The following is a 20,462-nucleotide window of genomic DNA, read 5'->3' on the forward strand; positions in this document are numbered from 1 at the left end:
GATTAAGCCGCATGGAGGCGCCCTTGGCGCTCAACACAAAACTATTGCTCATCATCCTCGACGGCGTGCCTTACCGGAACTGGCGACGGCTGATGGGCAATCTCGAAGGCTGGGTGCAATCAGGCGAAGCCCGCGTGTGGAAGATGCGCTCCGTGCTGCCGTCGACCTCGGCATCCTGCTATGCCTCGATCCACACCGGCGTGCCGCCTCAAGTGCACGGCATCCTGTCGAACGAGAACCGGTTTCGCGTCGAACAGCCGGACATCTTTTCCGAAGTCAGCAGGGCCGGCGGCAAGACCGGTGCGGTCACCCACTCCTACTGGTCCGAATTCTTTCGGGCCTATCCGTTCGACCTGGTCGAGGACATGGAGTTCGACCAGCCGGGCAGGCCGATCAGCCATGGCCGGTTCCACACCATGACCGGCTACAATGCCAGGAACCAGATGACGCCGAGCGACGTCGACCTGTTCGCGACGTTGACCATGCTGACCAGGCGCTACGGCATCGACTACGGCATCCTGCACAGCTGCACGCTGGACTCGATGGGCCACCGCTTCGGCCATGACTGCCACGAGATGGATCATGCCGTCTATGCAATGGACGCCATGCTCGCCGGCTTTCTGCCGCGCTGGCGGGAAGCCGGCTACGAGGTGATCGTCACCGCCGATCATGGCCAGACCGATCGCGGCCATCATGGCGGCCACGACGAGGAGATGCAGGATTTCGCACTTTACTACTTCGGATCCGGCGAGGGTCCGGAAGCCAATACGCTGCTCGATCAGCTGCAGCTCGCGCCGACGGTGCTTGTGCGCCTCGGCGTGCCGGTGCCGGCGACGATGAAGGCCGAGCCGTTCCTGAGTTGAGCGCGCCCTCTTCTCCCTCTGGCAACGCTCCCGCTCTTCAGTTAGCCTCCGCAAATATACGGGCGGATGCGGTGAACCTTTTTGGGCCGATCAGCGACAGAGCAGGCAGGAGCCAGGCGGCTCGACCGGCGATGACGGCCGCGGAGACCGATCGCGCGCTTGTCGAGCGGGTCGCGAAAGGTGACCGTGCCGCCGTGCGGCTCCTGTTCATGCGCCACCACGCGCGGGTCTACCGCTTCGTGGCACGCCAGACGGGATCGGAACTGATGGCCGACGATATCGCGAACGAGGTGTTCCTCGAACTCTGGCGGCAGGCACCGGCCTTCGAGGGGCGCTCGGAGGTCTCGACATGGCTGCTCGGCATTGCCCGCTTCAAGGCGCTGTCCCTGCTGCGCAAGAAGAAGGAAGACTGGATCGACGACGATGACGCGGCCCAGGTCGCCGACGGCGCCGACACGCCGGAAGTCGTGACGATGAAGGAAGACAAGGCCGCCGCCTTGCGACGCTTTATCGATGCCATGCCGGAAGAGCACCGCACGGTGATCGACCTTGCCTATTATCACGGGCAATCGGTGAGCGAGATCGGCGAGGTACTCGGCATCCCGGTCGCAACGGTCAAGACCAGGATGTTCTACGCCCGCAAGAAACTCGGCGAAGCCCTCAAGGCCGCCGGTTACGACAGGGGGTGGCCATGAGCGCCGCTGAAAAAATGTCACGCCGCGACGAAATGGAAATGCTGCTGCCGTTTTATCTGAACGGCTCGCTGGAGGGCACCGAGCTCGAAGCCATCGAGGAATGGCTGGCGAGCGATCCGGCGGCCATGGCCGCACTAGGCGAGGCCGAGGCCGAATTCTCCGGCACCGCTGCCGCAAACGAGGCAATCCGCCCGCCGGCCGATGCGCTCAGCCGCTTTGCCAAGGCGCTCGACGCCGAGGCCGGCCCGTCCCGCGCGCCTGCGGCATCGTCCTGGCTGGCGCAAGCCTGGAGCCGCTTCATGGCGGTGCCGGTCGGCGTCGCCTGGGCCGCGGCCGCGGTGCTGCTGGCCCTGGTCGTCGCGCAATCCTTTGTGCAGACCGGCAACAGAGGTGGCGATTTCGAGATTGCCGGATCGGAGGACGATCTGGCCAAAATGCCGTTTGCCCTTGTGAAGTTCAAACCGGATGCGAAGCTGTCCGACATCATCGCTTTTCTCGATCAGAACCAGTTGAAGATCGCCGGCGGGCCGACCGCCGACGGCGTCTTCCGCCTCGGCGTTCCGGCCAAGACCGCCGCCGACTATCAGAAGCTGCTTGGCCTTATTGCCGCCCAGCCTTTCACCGAAGCTGCGCTGGAGGGAAGGAAACCGGCTGATGGCGGCTAAGGCGGTCATTCGATTGACGGCAGCGATGACAATCTTCGCCGCGTCCGCAATGGCGCAGACCAATGACCCGAACCTCACCCAGGCTGAGATCGACTGCCTGAACCGGGGAAATGCTGCCAACGCCGACTGCGCCAAGGATGGCGGCGCCGTGAAGGATGGCGGCAAAGCGCTGGCTCCTGGAATAACGGGCGCGGTGTTTCTTCCGGACTTGATTGTCGACCTGTTCCCCAATCCTGCCGTAGTCACCGAGGCGCCTATACCTCCTGGCAATACTGCAACCCCACCCGCCGTCGCGCCGGCAATACAGGCTGCCGCGCCGGGCGGTCCGGTCGTAGCACCCACCGATCTTGTGGCAACCGAGCCGCCGCGCGCCGTGATCGGCGATTTCGTGCCCGACGAGGTGCTGGTCACGGTCAATGGCGATGCCGGCGCGGTCCAGCAGATCGCGGCCTCGTTCGGCCTCGAGATACGCTCGCAGCGGCAGTCGCGGCTGCTCGGCAACACACTGGTGCGCTTCGGTATTCCCGATGGCCGCCCGGTCGGCGTCGTGCTGGCGCAGCTTGCCGCCGACGGCCGTACTTTGCGGCGTGAGGCCAACCATGTCTACTCGCTGCAGCAGGCGGCCAGCATCGTCAATTATGCGTTCGAGCGCATCGCGCTCGATGCCGACAAAGCCAGCGGCGAGAATGTGCGCGTCGGCGTCATCGACACCGGCATCGATGACGGCAATCCGGCGCTCTCCGGCGTCATTGCCGGGCAGTTCGATGCCATGCCCGATGTGCCGATCACGGCGCGCGACCACGGCACCTCGGTCGACGGATTGATCGCCGGTAACGGCGCGTTCAAAGGTATGGCGCCGGGCGCCAGGATCTATCATGCCCGCGCCTTCGAGGGCGGCAAGTCGACCATGGACGTCATCCTTTCGGCGCTCGACTGGGCGGCGGAGCAGGATGTCCGCATCATCAATATGAGCTTCGTCGGCCCGAAGAACGACCTGCTCGGCATCGCCTGCCGCAATGCGCGCGCGCTTGGCATCGTGCTGGTTGCGGCCGCGGGCAATAATGGGCCGAAGGCGCCCTACGGTTATCCGGCCGCCTTCGTCGGCGTGATCGCGGTGACGGCCACCGATGCCAAGGACGGGCTGATGCCGCAGGCCAATCGCGGCGCCTACGTCTTCATCTCCGCTCCCGGCGTCGAGATGGTAGCGCCAAGCGGCGCCGGCTCGGACGTGGTGACGGGGACTTCGTTTGCAGCGGCGATCGTGACCGGCGCCGTCGCCAACCTGTTCCATGCCGCACCCGACCGTTCGGCCGACTGGGTCGAGAAAGCACTTGCCGCCACCGCCAGGGATCTCGGCCCCAAGGGGCGGGACAATGATTTCGGCTTTGGCCTGCTGGACACCAAGGCGGCCGAAGCGGCGAAGGAATAGCCCGCTCAGGTCGCGTTTTGCTGAGGACGTAGGAGAAAATAGAATGCGGCGATGTGCGTTATCATCAGCAGCGGTACGTAGATGATCGGGATCGCGTAGGTGGCGCCCAGTTCGCCTGCGCGTGCAGGAAGGCCGATCTGAATGGCGTGGTAATAGTCGACGATGAGGTCGGCCGTCCCCGCGACATTGAAGGCGACGACCAACGGCCAGAAGAGCGGGCGTATCCTCACCGTGAGCAGCGCCAGCATGGCCAGCACGCCAGTCGCGAAATCGCCGTAGGCGGCGAATACGGCGAAGTCGGTGGGCAGATTGGGGCTTACGACACCTGGAACCAGGAAGACGAGCCCGAAGAAGCGGAAGCTGTGCAGCGTGGCGATGGCGCGTTGCGCCGCGACCCGGTCCATCGACCTGAGCCACGGCAAACCGTACGCGCCGAAGCAAAGCAGCCACGCGACGTAGCCGAGAACAAGGTGGGTTTGGAATACCATTTCCGTGGACATTTGGCTTCCTCAACAGTTGATTCACGCGGCTTTAAGCCCGCTACCGCAATTCGACTATCCGGTGTAATCACAACAACCTATGAAGCAGAACTACACAGTCCGACATGGTGCGCTGGAGGGCGTCGAGGCGTTCCTGGCCGTCGCCAGGCGCCTCAGCTTCCGCCGTGCCGCCGCCGATCTCGGCGTGACGCCATCCGCCGTGAGCCAAGCGGTGCGCGCGCTGGAAGCCCGTCTGGGCACGGCGCTGTTCGTCCGCACGACGCGGAGCGTTGGTTTAACCGAGCCTGGCCAGCGATTCCTCGACCGTGCCGGCCCGGCATTCGAAGAGCTTGTCGCGGCCGGCGAGGCCGCCCGCGATATCGGCCAGCGGCCGACCGGTCTGCTGCGCCTGTCTGTGCCCCGCGCTATCGTGCCGCTGATGCTGGAGCCGCTGATCGCGTCGTTCTGCCAAGCCTATCCTGAGATCGAACTGGAGATCGCCGTGAGCGACCAGATGGTCGATCTCGCGACCGGCGGGTTCGATGCCGGCATCCGCCTCGGCCAGCTCATCGCCGCCGACATGGTCGCGGTGCGGCTGACAGCGCCGTTCTCGTTCGTGGTCGTCGGCAGCCCTGACTATCTTGAGCGCCACGGCCGTCCCGAGCGTGTCGACGACTTGCGCCACCACGCCTGCTTACGCTTGCGCCGCTCGAATGGCAGCATCGCGCCCTGGTCGTTCATCGACGGCAACGGCGCGATCGAAGCGGTCGTCTCAGGCCCGCTGATCGCGCACGACTATTCGACGTTGGTCGGGGCTGCGTTGCGGGGCGTCGGGCTGGCGCAGACACCGCGACCACTCGCCGAAGGTCTGATAGCCGAAGGAAAACTCAAGTCGGTACTGGACAGCATCGCCACGACGACGCCGGGTGTCTTCCTCTATCATCCCGGCAAGCGCCAAGTCCTGCCGAAGCTGCGCGCCTTCATCGATCACCTCAAATCCGCGGCCTGAGACCAGGACGCACCCGCTGGTGCTGGCCAACAGCCGCCAAGAGTCGACCTTGGTCGTTCAGAGTGATTGAGTTATGCCCCTAGGCAGGTGCGCCGGCGACCGATCCCCTGACCACGAGATCGACCGGCCAGACCTCGCCGCGAGCGCCCTCCTCCAGGCCGGAAATCCGCGCCGCCAGCCGTTCGGCGACGCGTGCGCCGGCCAGGCGGATCGACGAACGTGTCGTCGACAGCGGCACCGAAAAATTTTCCGGCTTCAGCCACGGAAAGACGTCGTCATGGGCGATCAGCGACAGGTCGCCCGGAATAGTCAGGCCGAGATCGCGTACCGCGCGCACCACGCCGAGCGCCATGATCAGGCTGGAGCAGGCGATCGCCGTCGGCGCGTCGCTTTGTTCCAGCAAGCGCCTGGCAGCGCGATAGCCGTTCTCCTCGGTCATGGTCAGCGAACAGACATGCTGATCACGAAGCACCAGGCCGCTCGCCGCAAGCGCGCGGCGCACGCCGCGCTCGCGATGAATGGCGAAGGTCTCGCGATCGTCGCCATTGATCAGCGCCAGACGCCTGTGACCGAGCTGAACGAGTAGCCGCGCCGCCTCGTGGAAGGCGCCCTCATTGTCGATGTCGGTGAAGGGATAGTCGAAATCGAAGCCTTCGCTGCGGCCATGGACGATGAAGGGAATGCCGAGCGTATTGACGAGTGCCACCCGCCGGTCGGCCGGCCTCGGCGAGGAGATATAGACCGCGTCGACCTGCCGGTTGGCGACAATGCGGCGGTACGTCGTCTCCTGGTCGTCGACATCGGCCGGTGACAGCACCAGGTCGAGCTCGTGCGAACGCGCATAGTCGCCGAGGCCGGACAGGAACTCGACGAAATGCGGGTCGATGTCGACCGTCGTCCCCGTCGGCAGCACATAGCCGATCATGCCCGTCTTGCCGGTCGCCAGCCGGCGGGCGCTCGGATTGGGGCGATAGCCGTGACGCTTGGCGGCATCGACCACCCGCCGGCGCGTTTCCTCGTTGACTTCCGGGTACCCGTTCAATGCGCGGCTCACCGTAGTCTGCGAAAGCGCCAGCATGTGGGAGAGCTGCTTGAGGTTCACCGGAGGCCTCCAAACCTCAAAGCGCTTTTAATCTGAATCGAGCTGGCCGCTATGAATCGCCTTGCCGAGCGCAATGACCATACGCACGGTTCGGACCGGTTTGAAGCCGAATTTGCTGCTGCACCGCCAGAAAACTGTGCTGCAGCGCACTTTCGCCGGCACTCGACCGCAGAAATTAAGTCGATTAATTTGGCTTTCTCTTGACTCCGGATCAATTCAGTGGCGAGATCGAAATCACCAAAGCGCTTTGGAAGACTCTACGAAAGGTTGCAGTTCCTTTCCGACTGAGTCACAGTCCTGCAGCGCCGGCGGACGGAATGGAGGTTTCGTTCGGTGTTTGTCACCACTGGGAGGGAATACCGATGAAGAAAATGCTTCTGCTGGGCGCTGCGTTTGCCACGCTTGCGCTCGCCATGCCGGCGCAAGCCGAACTGAAGTTCAAGCCGGGCGAAGATCCCCGTTTCAACTGGGCCAACTACGAGGAGCTCAAGAAGGTCGACCTCAAGGGCGAGACGCTGACGATCTTCGGGCCGTGGCGCGGCGAGGACGAAGGGCTTATCCGCACCGTCCTCGATTACTTCTCCGAAGCCACCGGCGCCGAGATCAAGTACTCCTCGTCGGAGAATTACGAACAGCAGATCGTCATCGACACGCAGGCCGGCAGCCCGCCCAACATTGCCGTGCTGCCGCAGCCGGGCCTGATCCAGGATCTGGCATCGAAGGGCCTTTTGACGCCGCTCGGCGACGACACGGCCAACTGGGTCAAGGACAATTACGGCGCCGGCCAATCCTGGGTCGACCTCGGCACGTTCAAGGACAAGGACGGCAAGCCCGGCTTCTTCGCCTTTCCGTATAAGGCCGACGTGAAGTCGCTGGTCTGGTACTCGCCGGACAATTTCGAGGAAGCGGGCTACAAGGTGCCGAAGACGCAGGAAGAGCTTGCCGAGCTCGAAAAGAAGATCATCGCCGACGGCGGCACGCCATGGTGCATCGGGCTTGGTTCGGGCGGCGCCACCGGCTGGCCGGCGACCGACTGGGTCGAAGACATCATGCTGCGCACCCAGACGCCCGAGACCTACGACAAATGGGTGAAGAACGAAATTCCGTTCAACGATCCGGCAGTGGTCAACGCCATCGACATTTTCGGCAAGATCGCGACCGACGACAAGATGGTCGAGGGCGGCGCCAAGGCGGTTGCGGCGACCGATTTCCGTGACAGCCCGAAGGGCCTCTTCTCGGTGCCGCCGAAATGCTATCTGCACCACCAGGCATCGTTCATCCCGACCTTCTTCCCGCAAGGCACCAAGATCGGCGAGGATGCCGACTTCTTCTATTACCCGCCCTACGCCTCCAAGCCCGAGCTCGGCACTCCGGTGCTCGGCGCCGGCACGCTGGCCATGATCACTAAAGATAGCAAGAGTGCCCGCGCGTTCATCGAATTCCTGAAGCTGCCGCTCGCTCATGAGATCTGGATGGCACAGGGCGGCTTCGTGACGCCGTTCAAGTCGGTCAACAAGGACGCCTATGCTAGCGACGCGCTGAAGAAGCAGGGCGAGATCCTGGCCAACGCCTCGACCTTCCGCTTCGACGGGTCCGACCTGATGCCGGGCAAGATCGGCGCCGGTGCGTTCTGGACCGGCATGATCGACCTGGTCGGCGGCAAGTCCGCCCAGGACGTCGCCACTGACATCCAGAAAAGCTGGGACGCGATCAAGTAAGCGGCCGGCTTGAGTTCCCAATGTGATGTGGTCCGGGCCTCAAACGGCCCGGACCTTATCCGGTGCTTGGCGTCGCGTCGATTGTCGTGAGTACAACGCATTCCGGCATGACGCGCGCCCAGTGACCTGCTTTCCGGCTGGTCGCGCTCCAGACAACTGAATCGGCGCATGATCCCGTCGCCAAAGCCATTCTCGACTGGCGGATCCGTGCGCAGGGGGAGGGACCCATGGCGGCTCAGATTTTTTCGGCGATATTCGTCATCATCATCGGCGTGGGCGGCTGCGTCGCCTATTTCTGGGGCGCCAACAAGGCACTCGACACGATCTTTCCGGCACGCGGCGTTTCCGGCAAGGCGGCGATTAACAATCTGCGCCGGCAGGGGGTGATCCGACCCTGGCTCTTCGTCGGCCCGGCGATGATCATCCTCACCATCTACCTGATCTACCCGGTGGTGGAGACGCTGAGGCTGTCGTTCCTCGATCGCGGCGGCGCCCATTTCGTCGGCTTGGCCAACTATCAATGGGCGTTCGGCGACCGCGAGTTCCGCAACTCGATCCTCAACAACATCATCTGGCTGGCGGTGGTGCCGGCCGCCTGCACCTTCCTCGGGCTGATCATCGCCGTGCTCACCGACAAGATCTGGTGGGGCACCATCGCCAAGAGCCTGATCTTCCTGCCGCTCGCCATCTCGTTCGTTGGCGCCAGCGTCATCTGGAAATTCATCTACGAATATCGCGGCGACGGGCAGACGCAGATCGGTCTGCTCAACGCCATCATCCAGTATTTCGGCGGCCAGCCGCAGGTCTGGATCTCGCTGCCGTTCTGGAACAACTTCTTCCTGATGGTCATCCTGATCTGGATCCAGACCGGCTTTGCCATGGTAATCCTGTCGTCGGCCTTGCGCGGCATTCCGGAAGAGACGCTGGAAGCCGCCGTCATCGACGGCGCCAACCCTTTCCAGATCTTCTGGAAGATCATGGTGCCGCAGATCTGGGGCACCATCGCCGTGGTCTGGACCACCATCACCATCCTGGTGCTGAAGGTTTTCGACATCGTGCTGACCATGACCAACGGCCAGTGGAACAGCCAGGTGTTGGCCAATCTGATGTTCGACTGGATGTTCCGCGGCGGCGGCGATTTCGGCCGCGGCGCCACCATCGCCATCATCATCATGATAGCGGTCATTCCGATCATGGTCTGGAACATCCGCCAGGCGAACAAAGAGACGGAAGGACATTGAGATGGCCGCGTCGACCGGAAAGTCCTTTGTCAGCCGTTTCGGCGTCCATATCGCCGTCTTCATCTTCGTTGCGATCTGGACGATTCCGACGCTCGGCATTCTGGTCTCGTCGCTGCGCGACAAGGATCAGATCATCGCTTCGGGCTGGTGGAACTCGTTCACTAGTTCCAGCCAGACGGAAGCCGGACGGCTGCCGCCCGCCTCGGCGCAAGTCGAGAAGGACGGCAAGTTCGTTCTGCAAGGCAATGTCTTCGGCGACGGTCCGGCCCGCAACATCAGCGCCTTCGGCGTCAAGTCGGCAGCGCCGACGCAATATCCCGCCGGCACGACAGCCGATCTCGGCGACGGCGTCACCCTGCAGCTCAATGCCGACGGCAGTTTCGTCATGACCTCGCCGAAGGCTTTCGAAAGCGAACGCGGCCAGCGCGTCTATTACGCCTCGTCGGCGCCGCCGAAATTCACCACCGACAATTACGACACGGTGCTGTTTTCGGAAGGCATCGGCCGCTCCTTCATGAACTCGCTGACCGTCACCATTCCGGCGACCGTCATCCCGATCCTGATCGCCGCGTTCGCCGCCTACGCGCTGGCCTGGATGCGCTTTCCCGGCCGGGCGCTGCTCATCGCCGTCATCATCGGCCTCCTGGTCGTGCCGCTGCAGATGTCGCTGATCCCGCTGTTGAAGCTCTATAACGGCGTCGGCAGCTTCTTCGGCGTGCCGTCGAAGACCTATCTCGGCATCTGGCTGGCGCATACCGGCTTCGGCCTGCCTTTCGCCATCTATCTTCTGAGGAGCTATATTGCCGGCCTGCCACGCGAGATCATGGAGTCGGCGCGTATCGACGGCGCCAGCGATTTCGAGATCTTCGTCAAGATCGTGCTGCCATTGTCGTTCCCGGTGCTGGCCTCGTTCGCCATCTTCCAGTTTCTCTGGGTGTGGAACGATCTGCTGGTGGCGATGGTTTTCCTTGGTACCGAGGGCGACCAGATCGTGCTGACCGCCAAGCTTAATGCGTTGCTCGGCTCGCGCGGCGGCGACTGGGAGATCCTGACGACATCGGCCTTCGTCACCATCATCGTGCCGCTGATCGTGTTCTTCTCGCTGCAGCGCTATTTCGTCCGCGGGCTGCTTGCCGGCTCGGTGAAAGGAGGTTGAGATCATGCAATCCGCTTTGAAGGCCACCCCGAAGCCAGATCTCGCTATAGATCGCGACTGGTGGCGAGGTGCCGTGATCTACCAGATCTACCCGCGCAGCTATCAGGATTCGAACGGCGACGGCATCGGCGACCTCAGGGGCATGATCGGCCGGCTGGCCTACATCGCCTCGCTCGGTGTCGACGCCATCTGGATCTCGCCATTCTTCAAATCGCCGATGAAGGATTTTGGCTACGATGTGTCGGATTATTGCGATGTCGATCCGATGTTCGGCACGCTGGCCGACTTCGACGCGCTGACCGCAGAGGCGCATCGGCTTGGCCTCAAGGTGATGATCGACGAGGTGCTCTCGCACACCGCCGACATCCATCCCTGGTTCAAGGAGAGCCGCTCGAGCCGGAGCAATCCAAAAGCCGACTGGTATGTCTGGGCGGATGCCAAGCCGGACGGCACGCCACCCAATAACTGGCTGTCGATCTTCGGCGGCTCGGCCTGGCAGTGGGACACCAGCCGCCAGCAATATTATCTGCATAATTTCCTGGCCGAGCAGCCCGACCTCAATTTCCACAGCCGCGCGGTCCAGGACGCGCTGCTCGACGTCACCCGCTTCTGGCTGGAGCGTGGCGTCGACGGCTTCCGCCTCGATACCATCAATTTCTATTTCCACAGCCAAGGCCTGGAAGACAATCCGCCGCTGCCGCCCGAGCAGCGCAACGACCAGACGGCGCCGGCCGTCAACCCCTACAACTACCAGGACCATCTCTACGACAAGAGCCGGCCTGAAAACCTCGGCTTCCTCGAACGCTTCCGCGCCTTGCTCGACGAATACCCGGCGACGGCCGCGGTTGGCGAGGTCGGCGATTCGCAGCGTGGGCTGGAAGTGGTGGCGGCCTATACGGCCGGCGGCAAGCGCGTGCATATGTGTTACTCCTTCGACTTCCTGGCGCCGGAGAAGATCAGCGCGGCAAAGGTACGCTCGGTGCTGGAAACCTTCGGCAAGGTGGCCAGCGACGGCTGGTCGTGCTGGGCCTTCTCCAACCATGACGTGATGCGTCCCGCCTCGCGCTGGGCAGCCGGCGAGCCCGACCCGACCGCCTACCTCAAGGTCATCTCGGCGCTGCTGATGTCGTTGCGCGGCTCGGTCTGTATCTATCAGGGCGAGGAGCTCGGGCTCAGCGAGGCCGAGCTCAGCTTCGAGGATCTGCAGGACCCATACGGCATCCGCTTCTGGCCTGAATTCAAGGGACGCGACGGCTGCCGTACGCCGATGGTTTGGGACGGCGCTGCCCGCAATGGCGGCTTCTCGACGGCAAAGCCCTGGCTGCCCGTGCCCAGCAAGCACCTTGCGCAAGCCGTCAATGTGCAGCAAGGCGACGACGGCTCGCTGCTCGAGCACTACCGGCGCTTCCTGGCTTTCCGCCGCGCCCATCCGGCACTGGCCAAGGGTGATATCGAGTTCATCGAAAGCGAGGGCGACACCGTCGCCTTCACCCGCCGTGAAGGCAACGAGCAGATCGTCTGCGCCTTCAATCTCGGAGCAAAGCCGGCCGAAGTCGATCTTGGCGGCCGCTCATTGCAGCCCTTGCCGGGACACGGGTTTTCGGGACAGACTGGCGCCGGCACTATCCGCTTCGGCGGCTACGGCGCCTGGTTCGGGCGTATCGACTGAATTCAAGGAAGAACTGGAGGGTACCATGGCCGATGTCACGCTACGGCAAGTGAAGAAATCATACGGCAATCTCAACATTCTGCACGGCGTCGACCTCGATATAAAGTCGGGCGAATTCATCGTCTTCGTCGGTCCCTCTGGTTGCGGCAAGTCGACCTTGCTGCGCTGCATCGCCGGGCTGGAGGAGATCACCTCGGGCGAGCTCAAGATCGATGGCGAGATCGTCAACGACGTGCCGCCGTCGAAGCGCGGCATCGCCATGGTGTTCCAGTCCTATGCGCTCTATCCGCACATGACCGTCTACGACAACATGGCCTTCTCGATGAAGATCGGTAAGGAAAGCAAGGCCGAGATCGACAAGCGGGTGCGCCAGGCGGCCGAGATCCTGCAGCTGACCAAATATCTCGACCGCCTGCCCAAGGCGATGTCGGGCGGCCAGCGCCAGCGCGTCGCCATCGGTCGCGCCATCGTGCGCAATCCCAAGGTTTTTCTGTTCGACGAACCGCTATCCAACCTCGACGCGGCGCTGCGCGTCGCCACCCGCATCGAGATCGCCAAGCTCAAGGAGTCGATGCCGGCCACAACGATGATCTACGTCACCCACGACCAGGTCGAGGCGATGACGCTGGCCGACCGCATCGTGGTGCTGAAGGAAGGCCATATCGAACAGGTCGGCACGCCGATGGAGCTCTACAAGCGGCCCGGCAATCTGTTCGTCGCCCAGTTCATCGGCTCGCCGGCGATGAACATCCTGCCGGCGACGATCGACAAGACCGGCAACCCGACGGTCGTCAGCCATGTCGGCGGCCGCAAGGCGACGGTGCCGATCGCAACGCCTGCCTCGGCGAAAGGCGCTGCGGTGAGCTTCGGGGTGCGGCCGGAGGATCTGATGATTGCCACCGGCGCCGACTATTTGTTCGAAGGGACGGTCGATTACGTCGAGCAGCTCGGCGAGGTCCAGCTCGTCTATGTCGACATCGGCCGCGCCGACCTGCCGCTGGTGACCAAGCTGCCGGGCAATGTCGAGGTCAAGCGCGGAGCGACGCTGCGGCTGACGGCGGACGCCGGCGACCTGCATATTTTCGACGCGGACGGGCGCTCTTTCGCGCTCCATGAAGCAGAAGCAAAGGCGGCTTGAAGCAGGCGTTCTTCCGCCATGCAAAAAACAAGAGCGGCGGGCATGGCCCGCCGCTCTTGTCTGGAATTCCAGTTCGGCCGTTAGAGCGGTTCATCGTTTCACGGAACGCCGAACCGCTCTATCTCTTTGTTTTGACGCAATTCCCAAGGGAAAGCGCTACGCGCTTTTCCCGGGAAAACCGTTTCACACTTTTCCTGGAATTGCTCTAGTTGTTGCCGAAGAGGTTGCGGTCGGCGCCCTGAGGCGCGGACTTGGGCACATCGCCAGACGAATTCAGCAGCTTGTAGATCGGCGAATTGCTGTCACGTACCGAATACGTCTGCGTCTTGTCGACGTTGACGGTCGACTGCTTGTTGATGTCGGTCCCGCCAACATTGTCGTTGCGGGCATAAGCGCTGCCGGCGGCAATCAAGAGAGCGGCGGCAGTAAGAACAATCTTTTTCATTTTGGGTACTCCTGGATTTTCGAAATCAAGCGGCGGGCATGCCGCAGCCTTGATGGTGGGATCGGCTGTTAGTTGTTGCCGAAGAGGTTACGGTCGGTGCCTTGGACAACCGGCTGCTTTTCAGCCTGGTCCGACGTCTTGACGGAAGCCGTGTAGGAGCTGTCGACCGAGACAGCGGGCTGGTTGGCTCCGTTGGAACCAAAGTTGTCGCTGCCCGCGAAGGCGCTGCCGGTGATGGCCAAAACGGCGGCGGCAGCAAGAACGATCTTTTTCATCTTAATACTCCTGAATTTTTCAGATCCCCGGACGGCGGATATGCCCGCCGCCCTGATGCTGGGATCGGCTGTTAGTTGTTGCCGAAGAGGTTTCGGTCGGCGCCCTGGACAGGCTGCTGGTCAGCATGAGCCGGCTTCTGAATGGAAGCCGTATACGAGCTGTCGACCGAAGCGGCAGGCTGGTTCGCACCCTTGGAACCAAAGTTGTCGCTGCCAGAGAAGGCGCTGCCGGTGATGGCCAAAACGGCGACGGCGGCAAGAGCGATCTTTTTCATTTTAGTACTCCAGTATCTCAGTTTTTCCGTCCGTCCAGCGGCGTGTCTTGGGAGGAATTCGCGTCGTTCGGACAGCCCCGATGTGGGAAAGGCGATGGCCAGTTTCCAATCACGAAGTTGTTTGGTGTGGACCAAGAATCTACACCTTGAAATTGTGCCAGAGATTCCCTTCGCCACAATTTTATTGCTAAATATCAAGTAGATAGCCCATAGTATCGGTCTGGCTGCAAGGTGACTTGGGGAGGCAGCGTTCACAGCGTCCTGCACGCATTGTCAACAGAAACGAACCGTTCGGTTCGATTTTTTAAACCGATAAAAGTCGCAGCCGAGGCTCTTTGTCGAATCGTTAACCATTTCGGCCAAACGCGGCGTCGGCGTTGCGGCTGCTTTTGGCCTGCTTTATGCCGCCCAACAAAGGCAGCAACCGGGCAAGCAGAACCGGTCAGACCCCGTAGCGTTCGGTGCGGATGAGTGCCGCAGGCACCCCGGCATCGATCAGTGCCTCGGCGGCGGCCGTCACGAATGCGTTCGAGCCGCAGACAAAGGCGAGCTTCGGCGGCGCGGGCAGCCTCGTCATGGCTTGCACCATCATCGCGGCGTCGACCCGCCGCGCATGATCTGCCGGACGGCGGGCCGGCTCGCGCGTCAGCGTCAGCACCAGGTCGAAGCCATCCCGGCGCTCGGCGAGGTCGATCAACTCGTCGCGAAAGATCACCTCGTCCCAGACCCGCGCCGAAAACACCAAGGTGGCGGCGACCAGCGATCCCCGCATCGCCCGGTGACGGACCATCGACATCAGCGGCACCACGCCCGACCCGCCGCCGACGAGCAGGAGCGGTCCGCCATCGCCGTCGGACCAGACGAAATGGCCGCCGAGCGGCCCGCGCAATTCGACCTCGTCGCCCACCGCCGCGATCTCGTGAAAGAACGGCGAGACCTCGCCGTCCTCGAGTTTTTCAATCGCCAGTTCGATGGTCTCGCCGGTCTCCGGCGCCGAGGCGATGGAGTAGGAGCGGCGCGCCTGATAGCCGTCCGGCGCTGTCAACCTGACATCGACATGCTGTCCGGCATGGTAGACGAAGGGCCGCGACGGCTGCAGGAAAAAGCTGGTGACGCGCGGCGTGCGCTTTTGGATGCGGGTGATGGTGACCGTCTGCCAGGGCGACTGCGCCGCCGGTGCGTCGCTCATGGATCGTTCGTGTAGCGCTGCTCGCGCCACGGATCGCCGTAGATATGATAACCTCGCAATTCCCAGAAACCCGGCTCGTCACGCTCGGTGAACTGCAACCCGTTCAGCCATTTGGCCGATTTCCAGAAATAGAGGTGCGGAACGAGCAGCCGGGCCGGGCCGCCATGATCGGGGGTGATCGGCTTGCCCTCGTAAAGCAGTGCCACCATCGCCTTGCCGCCGGTGAGATCCTTCGTTGGCACATTGGTGGAATAGCCGTCGAAACCCAGCGCCAGCGTGAAGGCGGTGGGCGGCTCGATGCCGGCGTCGGCAAGGATGTCGTCGACCAGCACGCCCTGCCACGCGGTGTCGAACTTGGTCCATGCGGTGACGCAATGGATGTCGCGCGTCATCTTGGTCAAGGGCAGCGCGTTGAACTCGGCCCAGTTCCACTTCTTGATCGGCCGCGGCCCGTGCTTAAGCGTAAACGACCAATCCTCGGTGCGGACATGCGGCGTCGGGCCGGCCGACAGGACCGGGAAACCTTGCTCGAGATATTGCCCCGGCGGGATACGTGCATCCGTATCCGTCGGCGGCTTTCGTCCGGAAGAGAAGCCTCGGGTAACCATCGAGAATATCCGTTTGCGCAAGGTCCAATCGACCTTTGTCAGTTTTCTCGAAGACGCGTGCGCGGGCAACCGAAATCTTGGCTCCGGCCTGGCGGCAATGCTCTACATCGATCTTGGCAGCGCGGCGCCCGCTTCAGCCACTGGCGAAGGGGACGGCGACGAACATCTGGGCGTCGCCACGCTCGACAAGCAGCAGCACCGATTTCTTGCCAGATTTGGCAGCCTGCACAATCGCCTGGTTAGCCTGCCTGGCGTTCCTCACCGGATGCTGGTCGACGGCGACGATGATGTCGCCGGGCTGGATGCCGGAAGCCGATGCCGCCTTGTTCGGGTCGACGCGCTCGACCAGCGCGCCGTGCTGGTTGCCTGCCAGGTTCATTGCCTGGCGCACATCCGGGGTGACGTCCATCAGGCCGAGACCGAGCGCCGGTGCGCGAAGGCCCTGCTCCGTCGACGGCTGACGCCGATCGCCGGTCACCGATCCCGTTGCCATGTCGTCTTCGTTGCGCCCGACCTCGACGGAGATCTGCAGGCTTTGCCCCTGGCGCCAGACATTGAGGGTTTCCCTCGTGCCGGGCGCAACGTCGGCGACGGTGCGCGACAGATCCCTTGGATCCTTTATGTCGCGGCCGGCGAAACTGGTAATGACGTCGCCGGTCTCGATGCCGGCCTTGGCGGCCGGCGATCCGTCGCTGACCTGCGCGACCAGCACGCCGGCTGCGTGATCGAGGCCGATGGCGCTCGCCATGTTAGGCGTCACCGGCTGGATCTGGACGCCGAGATAACCGTACTGGATGGAGCCGCCCTTCATCAGCTTGGCGACGACCTTTTGCGCCTGGTCCGAGGGGATGGCGAAGCCGACGCCGACGCTGCCGCCATTCGGCGAAAAGATCGCCGTGTTGATGCCGACGACATTGCCGTTCACATCCGTTAGCGGGCCGCCGGAATTGCCCCGGTTGATCGGTGCGTCGATCTGGATGAAGTCGTCAAACGGCCCGCTATGCAGGTCGCGGCCGCGCGCCGAGACGATGCCGGCCGTGACCGTAGTGCCAAGGCCGAAAGGATTGCCGAACGCGAGCACCTGGTCGCCCGGCATGAGCTTGTCGGAATCGCCCCATTTGATGATCGGCAAGGGCTTGCCGGCTTTGACCATGAGCACGGCAAGATCGTTCTTGGCGTCATGACCGATCAATTTGGCGGGAAGCTCGGTGCCGTCGTCGAGCGTCACCTTGATCGACTGGGCGCCGTCGACGACGTGATTGTTGGTGACGATGGTGCCGTCGGCGCCGACGATGAAGCCTGAGCCGAGGGCCTCGGTGCGCGGCGCCTGTTCCGGCGGTGTCTTGGGGGCGGGCTGTCCCTGGTCATCGAAGAAATGGCGGAAATAGTCGTCGAAAGGCGAGGTTCCGCCAAAGGGAGAGGCGTCGCTCATGGTGTCCGGCTGTTGTACTTTCATGACCGTCGCGATGGTCACCACTGCCGGTTTGTCGGCCGCCACGACCGGAGCGAACGAACCGCTGGGCGCCGTCATTCCGGTGACAGGTGGGGTCACTGTTGCCGCCAGGACATCATTCAGCCTGGGAGCGAGGGGCAGGGCGAAGGGGCTGACGATCAGCGCGGCGCCCAGCAGAGCGGCGACGCGATGTCTGCGAAGGGTCTGGATTGGTGACATGGCCGTTGTCCGGGCGAGAGATTGATCGGGCGCCGCAGCGTTCCGTCACCGGAATGCTCTATCGGCGTGTCGGCCTTGCCTGTCTCGCCTGGCACGGCGGCCGACCGGATCGACAGCCCCGCATCTAGGGCGCCGATCGTGGTTTCCAGATAATATTACGAAGATTTAATTTCCGGCTGGCAGCCGCCTTGCCGGGCTGGCGCCGAAACCCGAAACAAAAACCCGCCTTGCGGCGGGTCATTGGGGCGAATCAGCACCATACCTAGATTACTAGCATAGCTGCCGGCACAAAGCAAGAACAAAATAGCTGCGCAAGACAAATCGCTTCAGATTTGCGCCGCCTCAGCCGAGGCCTCCTATTCGCCTTTCCAGTCGGTCCGGCTGAGATAGGTGGTGGCGATCTCGCGCATCCGCCTGCCGTCGAAGCTCGGTCCATGGCCGCCATGGCCGATGCGGATCGGCAGCTCGAGCAGGCGCTGCATCGTGCGGCGATAGGCGGCACGATCCGAATCCGGCAGGTCGTCGATCAGCATGGCGTCGTAGATGGCGTCGCCGGCGAAGAACAGGCCGTCAGCCTCGTCGAACAGCGCGATCGAATCCGGAGAGTGGCCAGGCAGATGCAGGACGCGGAATTGGCGGTCGCCGAGGTCGATCCTATCGCCCTCGTCCAGGGTCCGGGCCAGAGGCGCGGGCTGAATCCTGTAATCGGCCGCCTTCCAGCCCTTTGCCGGCAGCCTGGAGACGGCGCCTTCCAGATCATGGAACATGTAGGCGTAGGTCACCGCTTCATCCATGCTGTCGAACTGTGCGGCGCTGTGGCGCGGCCCTGCCCGCAACGGAAACTCGTGCAGCGAGCCGACATGATCGAGATGGATATGCGTGGCGACGACGAGCAGCGGCTTGCCGGACGGCGTGTCGATCTGCGGCGCCAGCGGGCAGATCCCCATGCCGGTGTCGACCAGCAGGTCGACATCGCGGCCGCGCAGATGCCAGATGTTGGCGCGCACGAATTCGTGCACGAAGGGCTCGGTCAGCATCGTCGTCTTGGCGTCGACGATGGTTTTGCTGAACCAGCTGTCCATCAGATCAAGGCCGGCATCAGACGAACGGCTTGCCGACCTTGTACTTTTGCGGGACCAGCCGCTTCAGATAGGCCATCCCCGCATCGGACAGCCGGTTGACATCCGGCAGCATGAAATCATCCGGCATATGGCGCGTCTTGCCGGCGACGTTCTTCAGCGGCACCTTCTTCAGCACGGTTTTCTTGCCGTCATATTGCAGCGCCACCGAACCGCCCCCCTCGTCGGCCACCGTGACCGCGAAGGCACCGGCATCGAAGGCCTCCTGCGCGTCCACCGCGCTGATGGCGCCGACATAGCCGCGCGGCATATAGCCGAGCGCATCGACGCGCGCCCGCTTGCCCGGCAATCCTTCGGCGAGCGCGCGCTCCAAGGCTGCCGGCAGGTCGCTGCCCGACAGCTTGACGTTGCCGTGCTGGTCGCGCTCCAGCCTTTCCGGCGGCACCAGGCTTTCGACCAGCGCTTTGCCGTCGGCGGTGCTGACGCCTTCGGAGACGGCAACGATGCAGCGCTTGTGGCGGTCGAGCGTTGCACGAACGTCGTCGATGAAGCCCACCGCGGAGAATGGCCGCTCCGGCACGTAGACGAGATGCGGGCCGCTGTCCTGATCGAGCTGCCAGGCCGCGGACGCGGCCGTCAGGAAACCGGCATGCCGCCCCATGACGATGCCGACATAGATGCCCGGCAGAGCGCGGAAATCGAGATCGACCGAAAGGAATGCTCCAGCGACGAACTCGGCCGCCGACATGAAGCCGGGCGTGTGATCGTTCTCCTCGAGATCGTTGTCGATGGTTTTCGGCGCGTGGACGAAGGCGATCTTGCCGCCGGCGGCGTCGGTGAGGATCTGCTGCGTGCCCGAGGTGTCGTTGCCGCCGATATAGATGAAGGCATCGGCGCCGGCGTTCTTCAAGCCGTTGAGGATGAGGTCGCAATAGGCGGCATCCGGCTTGTCGCGCGTCGAACCAAGCGCGGCGCTCGGTGTCGCCGCGATCAGCCGCAGGCGGTCCTCGGGGATGGCGGAAAGATCGACGTAATTGCCGTCACGAATTCCGCGCACGCCGTGGATGGAACCAAGCACCTTGGCGCCGGGATGCCGCTTGCGGATTTCGAGCGTGGCGCCCACCACGGTCTGGTTGATGACGGCGGTCGGGCCGCCGCCTTGCGCGATGACAAAAGTTCCGGCCATTGTTCACGTCTCCCGGGCGGTGAAAATCGCAGGCACATTCGCCTGTCTTGCGGCATCGCGCAACGGCAGAGGCAGTGGGTCAGTTTGAAATCGGGCCACTCTTCGCCTGCAGCGCGATAGGATCCGTTTCGATGAGCCGAAGTGACCTGACCATACTCGCCGTCCGCGCCTTGTATTTGAGAAAGTGCGGCGTGGTCAGGTGGGCCTCATAGGCCGCCTGATCGGCGTAGCATTCGATCACGCGCACCTTTTCAGGCGTGCCTTTTACTGCCACCGCATGAAGGAAAAGCACGCCCGGCTCGACGCGTACAGAAGCCTCAATCTCTTCAGCAAGCAGGGCCTTGTAGCTGCCGATCTGCTTAGGATCGATTTCCAGTTCGGCTATCCTGACAAGCGGCATCAATTGCTTTCTTGCTTCTTGCAAGGGACCACGCATGGTCGGCTTCTCCGCTTCGCTCGCCTCGATCAGCGCAACGATGTCGCGATCTCCCAAAACTTGTCAGTCACGCGAGCGGACGTGGCTGGGCAAGGCGAAGCGTCGCATGAATTCGCACAAAATTGTAGTACAT

The 20,462-nt window shown here is 63.1% G+C and carries 22 protein-coding genes; 11 read left to right on the forward strand and 11 right to left on the reverse strand.

Translation table 11 applies throughout. From position 1 onward, the window contains the following. Nucleotides 1–23 precede the first annotated feature (23 nt). The 4 genes from NKJ73_RS03830 to NKJ73_RS03845 all read left to right on the forward strand — a co-directional run bounded on the left by NKJ73_RS03830 (nucleotide 24) and on the right by NKJ73_RS03845 (nucleotide 3,652). Nucleotides 24–863 carry an alkaline phosphatase family protein gene (locus NKJ73_RS03830; protein WP_084641081.1) on the forward strand — a complete coding sequence of 280 codons (840 nt, stop codon included), beginning with the start codon at nucleotides 24–26 and terminating at the stop codon, nucleotides 861–863. A gap of 131 nt (nucleotides 864–994) precedes the next feature. Next, nucleotides 995–1,558 (forward strand): sigma-70 family RNA polymerase sigma factor, encoded by a 564-nt coding sequence (locus tag NKJ73_RS03835; protein WP_352452243.1) that lies wholly within the window; start codon nucleotides 995–997, stop codon nucleotides 1,556–1,558. Next, nucleotides 1,555–2,223: an anti-sigma factor gene (locus NKJ73_RS03840; RefSeq protein WP_352568403.1), complete on the forward strand. Its 669-nt coding sequence runs from the start codon at nucleotides 1,555–1,557 to the stop codon at nucleotides 2,221–2,223. Before NKJ73_RS03835 ends, NKJ73_RS03840 begins: the two co-directional genes overlap by 4 nt. After that, nucleotides 2,213–3,652, forward strand: coding sequence for a S8 family serine peptidase (locus NKJ73_RS03845; protein ID WP_352568405.1), 1,440 nt, complete (start codon nucleotides 2,213–2,215; stop codon nucleotides 3,650–3,652). The genes NKJ73_RS03840 and NKJ73_RS03845 overlap by 11 nt, the downstream gene beginning before the upstream one ends. 5 nt (nucleotides 3,653–3,657) lie before the next feature. Here NKJ73_RS03845 and NKJ73_RS03850 read toward each other — a convergent pair whose 3' ends face one another. Next, a complete protein-coding gene (locus tag NKJ73_RS03850; protein WP_352568407.1) occupies nucleotides 3,658–4,152 on the reverse strand; it encodes a DUF8737 domain-containing protein in 495 nt (164 codons plus the stop codon). A 79-nt stretch (nucleotides 4,153–4,231) separates the two neighbouring features. On the opposite strand from NKJ73_RS03850, the gene NKJ73_RS03855 reads away from it, so the two are divergent. Further along, nucleotides 4,232–5,140, forward strand: a complete 909-nt coding sequence (locus tag NKJ73_RS03855; protein WP_352568409.1) for a LysR family transcriptional regulator — start codon at nucleotides 4,232–4,234, stop codon at nucleotides 5,138–5,140. A 79-nt stretch (nucleotides 5,141–5,219) separates the two neighbouring features. Here NKJ73_RS03855 and NKJ73_RS03860 read toward each other — a convergent pair whose 3' ends face one another. After that, nucleotides 5,220–6,242: a substrate-binding domain-containing protein gene (locus NKJ73_RS03860; RefSeq protein WP_352568411.1), complete on the reverse strand. Its 1,023-nt coding sequence runs from the start codon at nucleotides 6,240–6,242 to the stop codon at nucleotides 5,220–5,222. A gap of 362 nt (nucleotides 6,243–6,604) precedes the next feature. On the opposite strand from NKJ73_RS03860, the gene NKJ73_RS03865 reads away from it, so the two are divergent. From NKJ73_RS03865 to NKJ73_RS03890, 6 genes are all read left to right on the forward strand, one after another. Beyond that, nucleotides 6,605–7,960 (forward strand): ABC transporter substrate-binding protein, encoded by a 1,356-nt coding sequence (locus NKJ73_RS03865; RefSeq protein ID WP_352452249.1) that lies wholly within the window; start codon nucleotides 6,605–6,607, stop codon nucleotides 7,958–7,960. Between the two features lie 227 nt (nucleotides 7,961–8,187). Then, nucleotides 8,188–9,201, forward strand: coding sequence for a carbohydrate ABC transporter permease (locus tag NKJ73_RS03870; RefSeq protein ID WP_023680221.1), 1,014 nt, complete (start codon nucleotides 8,188–8,190; stop codon nucleotides 9,199–9,201). Nucleotide 9,202: 1 nt separating this feature from the next. Beyond that, nucleotides 9,203–10,357: a carbohydrate ABC transporter permease gene (locus NKJ73_RS03875; RefSeq protein ID WP_352568413.1), complete on the forward strand. Its 1,155-nt coding sequence runs from the start codon at nucleotides 9,203–9,205 to the stop codon at nucleotides 10,355–10,357. A gap of 4 nt (nucleotides 10,358–10,361) precedes the next feature. Continuing rightward, the gene (gene bglA, locus NKJ73_RS03880; protein WP_352568415.1) at nucleotides 10,362–12,026 is read left to right on the forward strand and encodes a beta-galactosidase BglA; all 1,665 of its coding nucleotides are present in this window, start codon (nucleotides 10,362–10,364) and stop codon (nucleotides 12,024–12,026) included. Between the two features lie 25 nt (nucleotides 12,027–12,051). Further along, nucleotides 12,052–13,164, forward strand: coding sequence for an ABC transporter ATP-binding protein (locus NKJ73_RS03885; protein ID WP_352568417.1), 1,113 nt, complete (start codon nucleotides 12,052–12,054; stop codon nucleotides 13,162–13,164). After that, complete coding sequence (locus NKJ73_RS03890; protein WP_352568419.1) at nucleotides 13,161–13,373, forward strand: hypothetical protein; 213 nt, start codon at nucleotides 13,161–13,163, stop codon at nucleotides 13,371–13,373. The genes NKJ73_RS03885 and NKJ73_RS03890 overlap by 4 nt, the downstream gene beginning before the upstream one ends. Here NKJ73_RS03890 and NKJ73_RS03895 read toward each other — a convergent pair. The 9 genes from NKJ73_RS03895 to NKJ73_RS03935 all read right to left on the reverse strand — a co-directional run bounded on the left by NKJ73_RS03895 (nucleotide 13,370) and on the right by NKJ73_RS03935 (nucleotide 20,293). Next, nucleotides 13,370–13,609: a DUF680 domain-containing protein gene (locus NKJ73_RS03895; RefSeq protein WP_352454766.1), complete on the reverse strand. Its 240-nt coding sequence runs from the start codon at nucleotides 13,607–13,609 to the stop codon at nucleotides 13,370–13,372. The two genes, NKJ73_RS03890 and NKJ73_RS03895, sit on opposite strands and share 4 nt — an antisense overlap. Before the next feature lie 68 nt (nucleotides 13,610–13,677). Then, on the reverse strand, nucleotides 13,678–13,884 hold the full coding sequence (locus NKJ73_RS03900) for a DUF680 domain-containing protein (protein WP_352568421.1): 207 nt from the start codon (nucleotides 13,882–13,884) through the stop codon (nucleotides 13,678–13,680). Nucleotides 13,885–13,955: 71 nt separating this feature from the next. Then, nucleotides 13,956–14,159 (reverse strand): DUF680 domain-containing protein, encoded by a 204-nt coding sequence (locus tag NKJ73_RS03905; RefSeq protein ID WP_023680227.1) that lies wholly within the window; start codon nucleotides 14,157–14,159, stop codon nucleotides 13,956–13,958. 442 nt (nucleotides 14,160–14,601) lie between these two features. Next, the gene (locus NKJ73_RS03910; RefSeq protein WP_023680228.1) at nucleotides 14,602–15,348 is read right to left on the reverse strand and encodes an FAD-binding oxidoreductase; all 747 of its coding nucleotides are present in this window, start codon (nucleotides 15,346–15,348) and stop codon (nucleotides 14,602–14,604) included. Next, nucleotides 15,345–15,956: a molybdopterin-dependent oxidoreductase gene (locus NKJ73_RS03915; RefSeq protein ID WP_023680229.1), complete on the reverse strand. Its 612-nt coding sequence runs from the start codon at nucleotides 15,954–15,956 to the stop codon at nucleotides 15,345–15,347. Before NKJ73_RS03915 ends, NKJ73_RS03910 begins: the two co-directional genes overlap by 4 nt. 133 nt (nucleotides 15,957–16,089) lie before the next feature. Next, nucleotides 16,090–17,628, reverse strand: coding sequence for a DegQ family serine endoprotease (locus NKJ73_RS03920; protein WP_352568423.1), 1,539 nt, complete (start codon nucleotides 17,626–17,628; stop codon nucleotides 16,090–16,092). Nucleotides 17,629–17,984: 356 nt separating this feature from the next. Continuing rightward, complete coding sequence (locus NKJ73_RS03925) at nucleotides 17,985–18,710, reverse strand: MBL fold metallo-hydrolase (protein WP_352568425.1); 726 nt, start codon at nucleotides 18,708–18,710, stop codon at nucleotides 17,985–17,987. A 16-nt stretch (nucleotides 18,711–18,726) separates the two neighbouring features. Then, on the reverse strand, nucleotides 18,727–19,893 hold the full coding sequence (locus NKJ73_RS03930; protein WP_352568427.1) for a diphosphate--fructose-6-phosphate 1-phosphotransferase: 1,167 nt from the start codon (nucleotides 19,891–19,893) through the stop codon (nucleotides 18,727–18,729). 79 nt (nucleotides 19,894–19,972) lie between these two features. Beyond that, nucleotides 19,973–20,293 (reverse strand): putative quinol monooxygenase, encoded by a 321-nt coding sequence (locus tag NKJ73_RS03935; RefSeq protein WP_352568568.1) that lies wholly within the window; start codon nucleotides 20,291–20,293, stop codon nucleotides 19,973–19,975. Nucleotides 20,294–20,462 lie beyond the last annotated feature (169 nt).

The organism is Mesorhizobium sp. M0074 (assembly GCF_040322975.1).
Classification (GTDB): Bacteria; Pseudomonadota; Alphaproteobacteria; order Rhizobiales; family Rhizobiaceae; genus Mesorhizobium.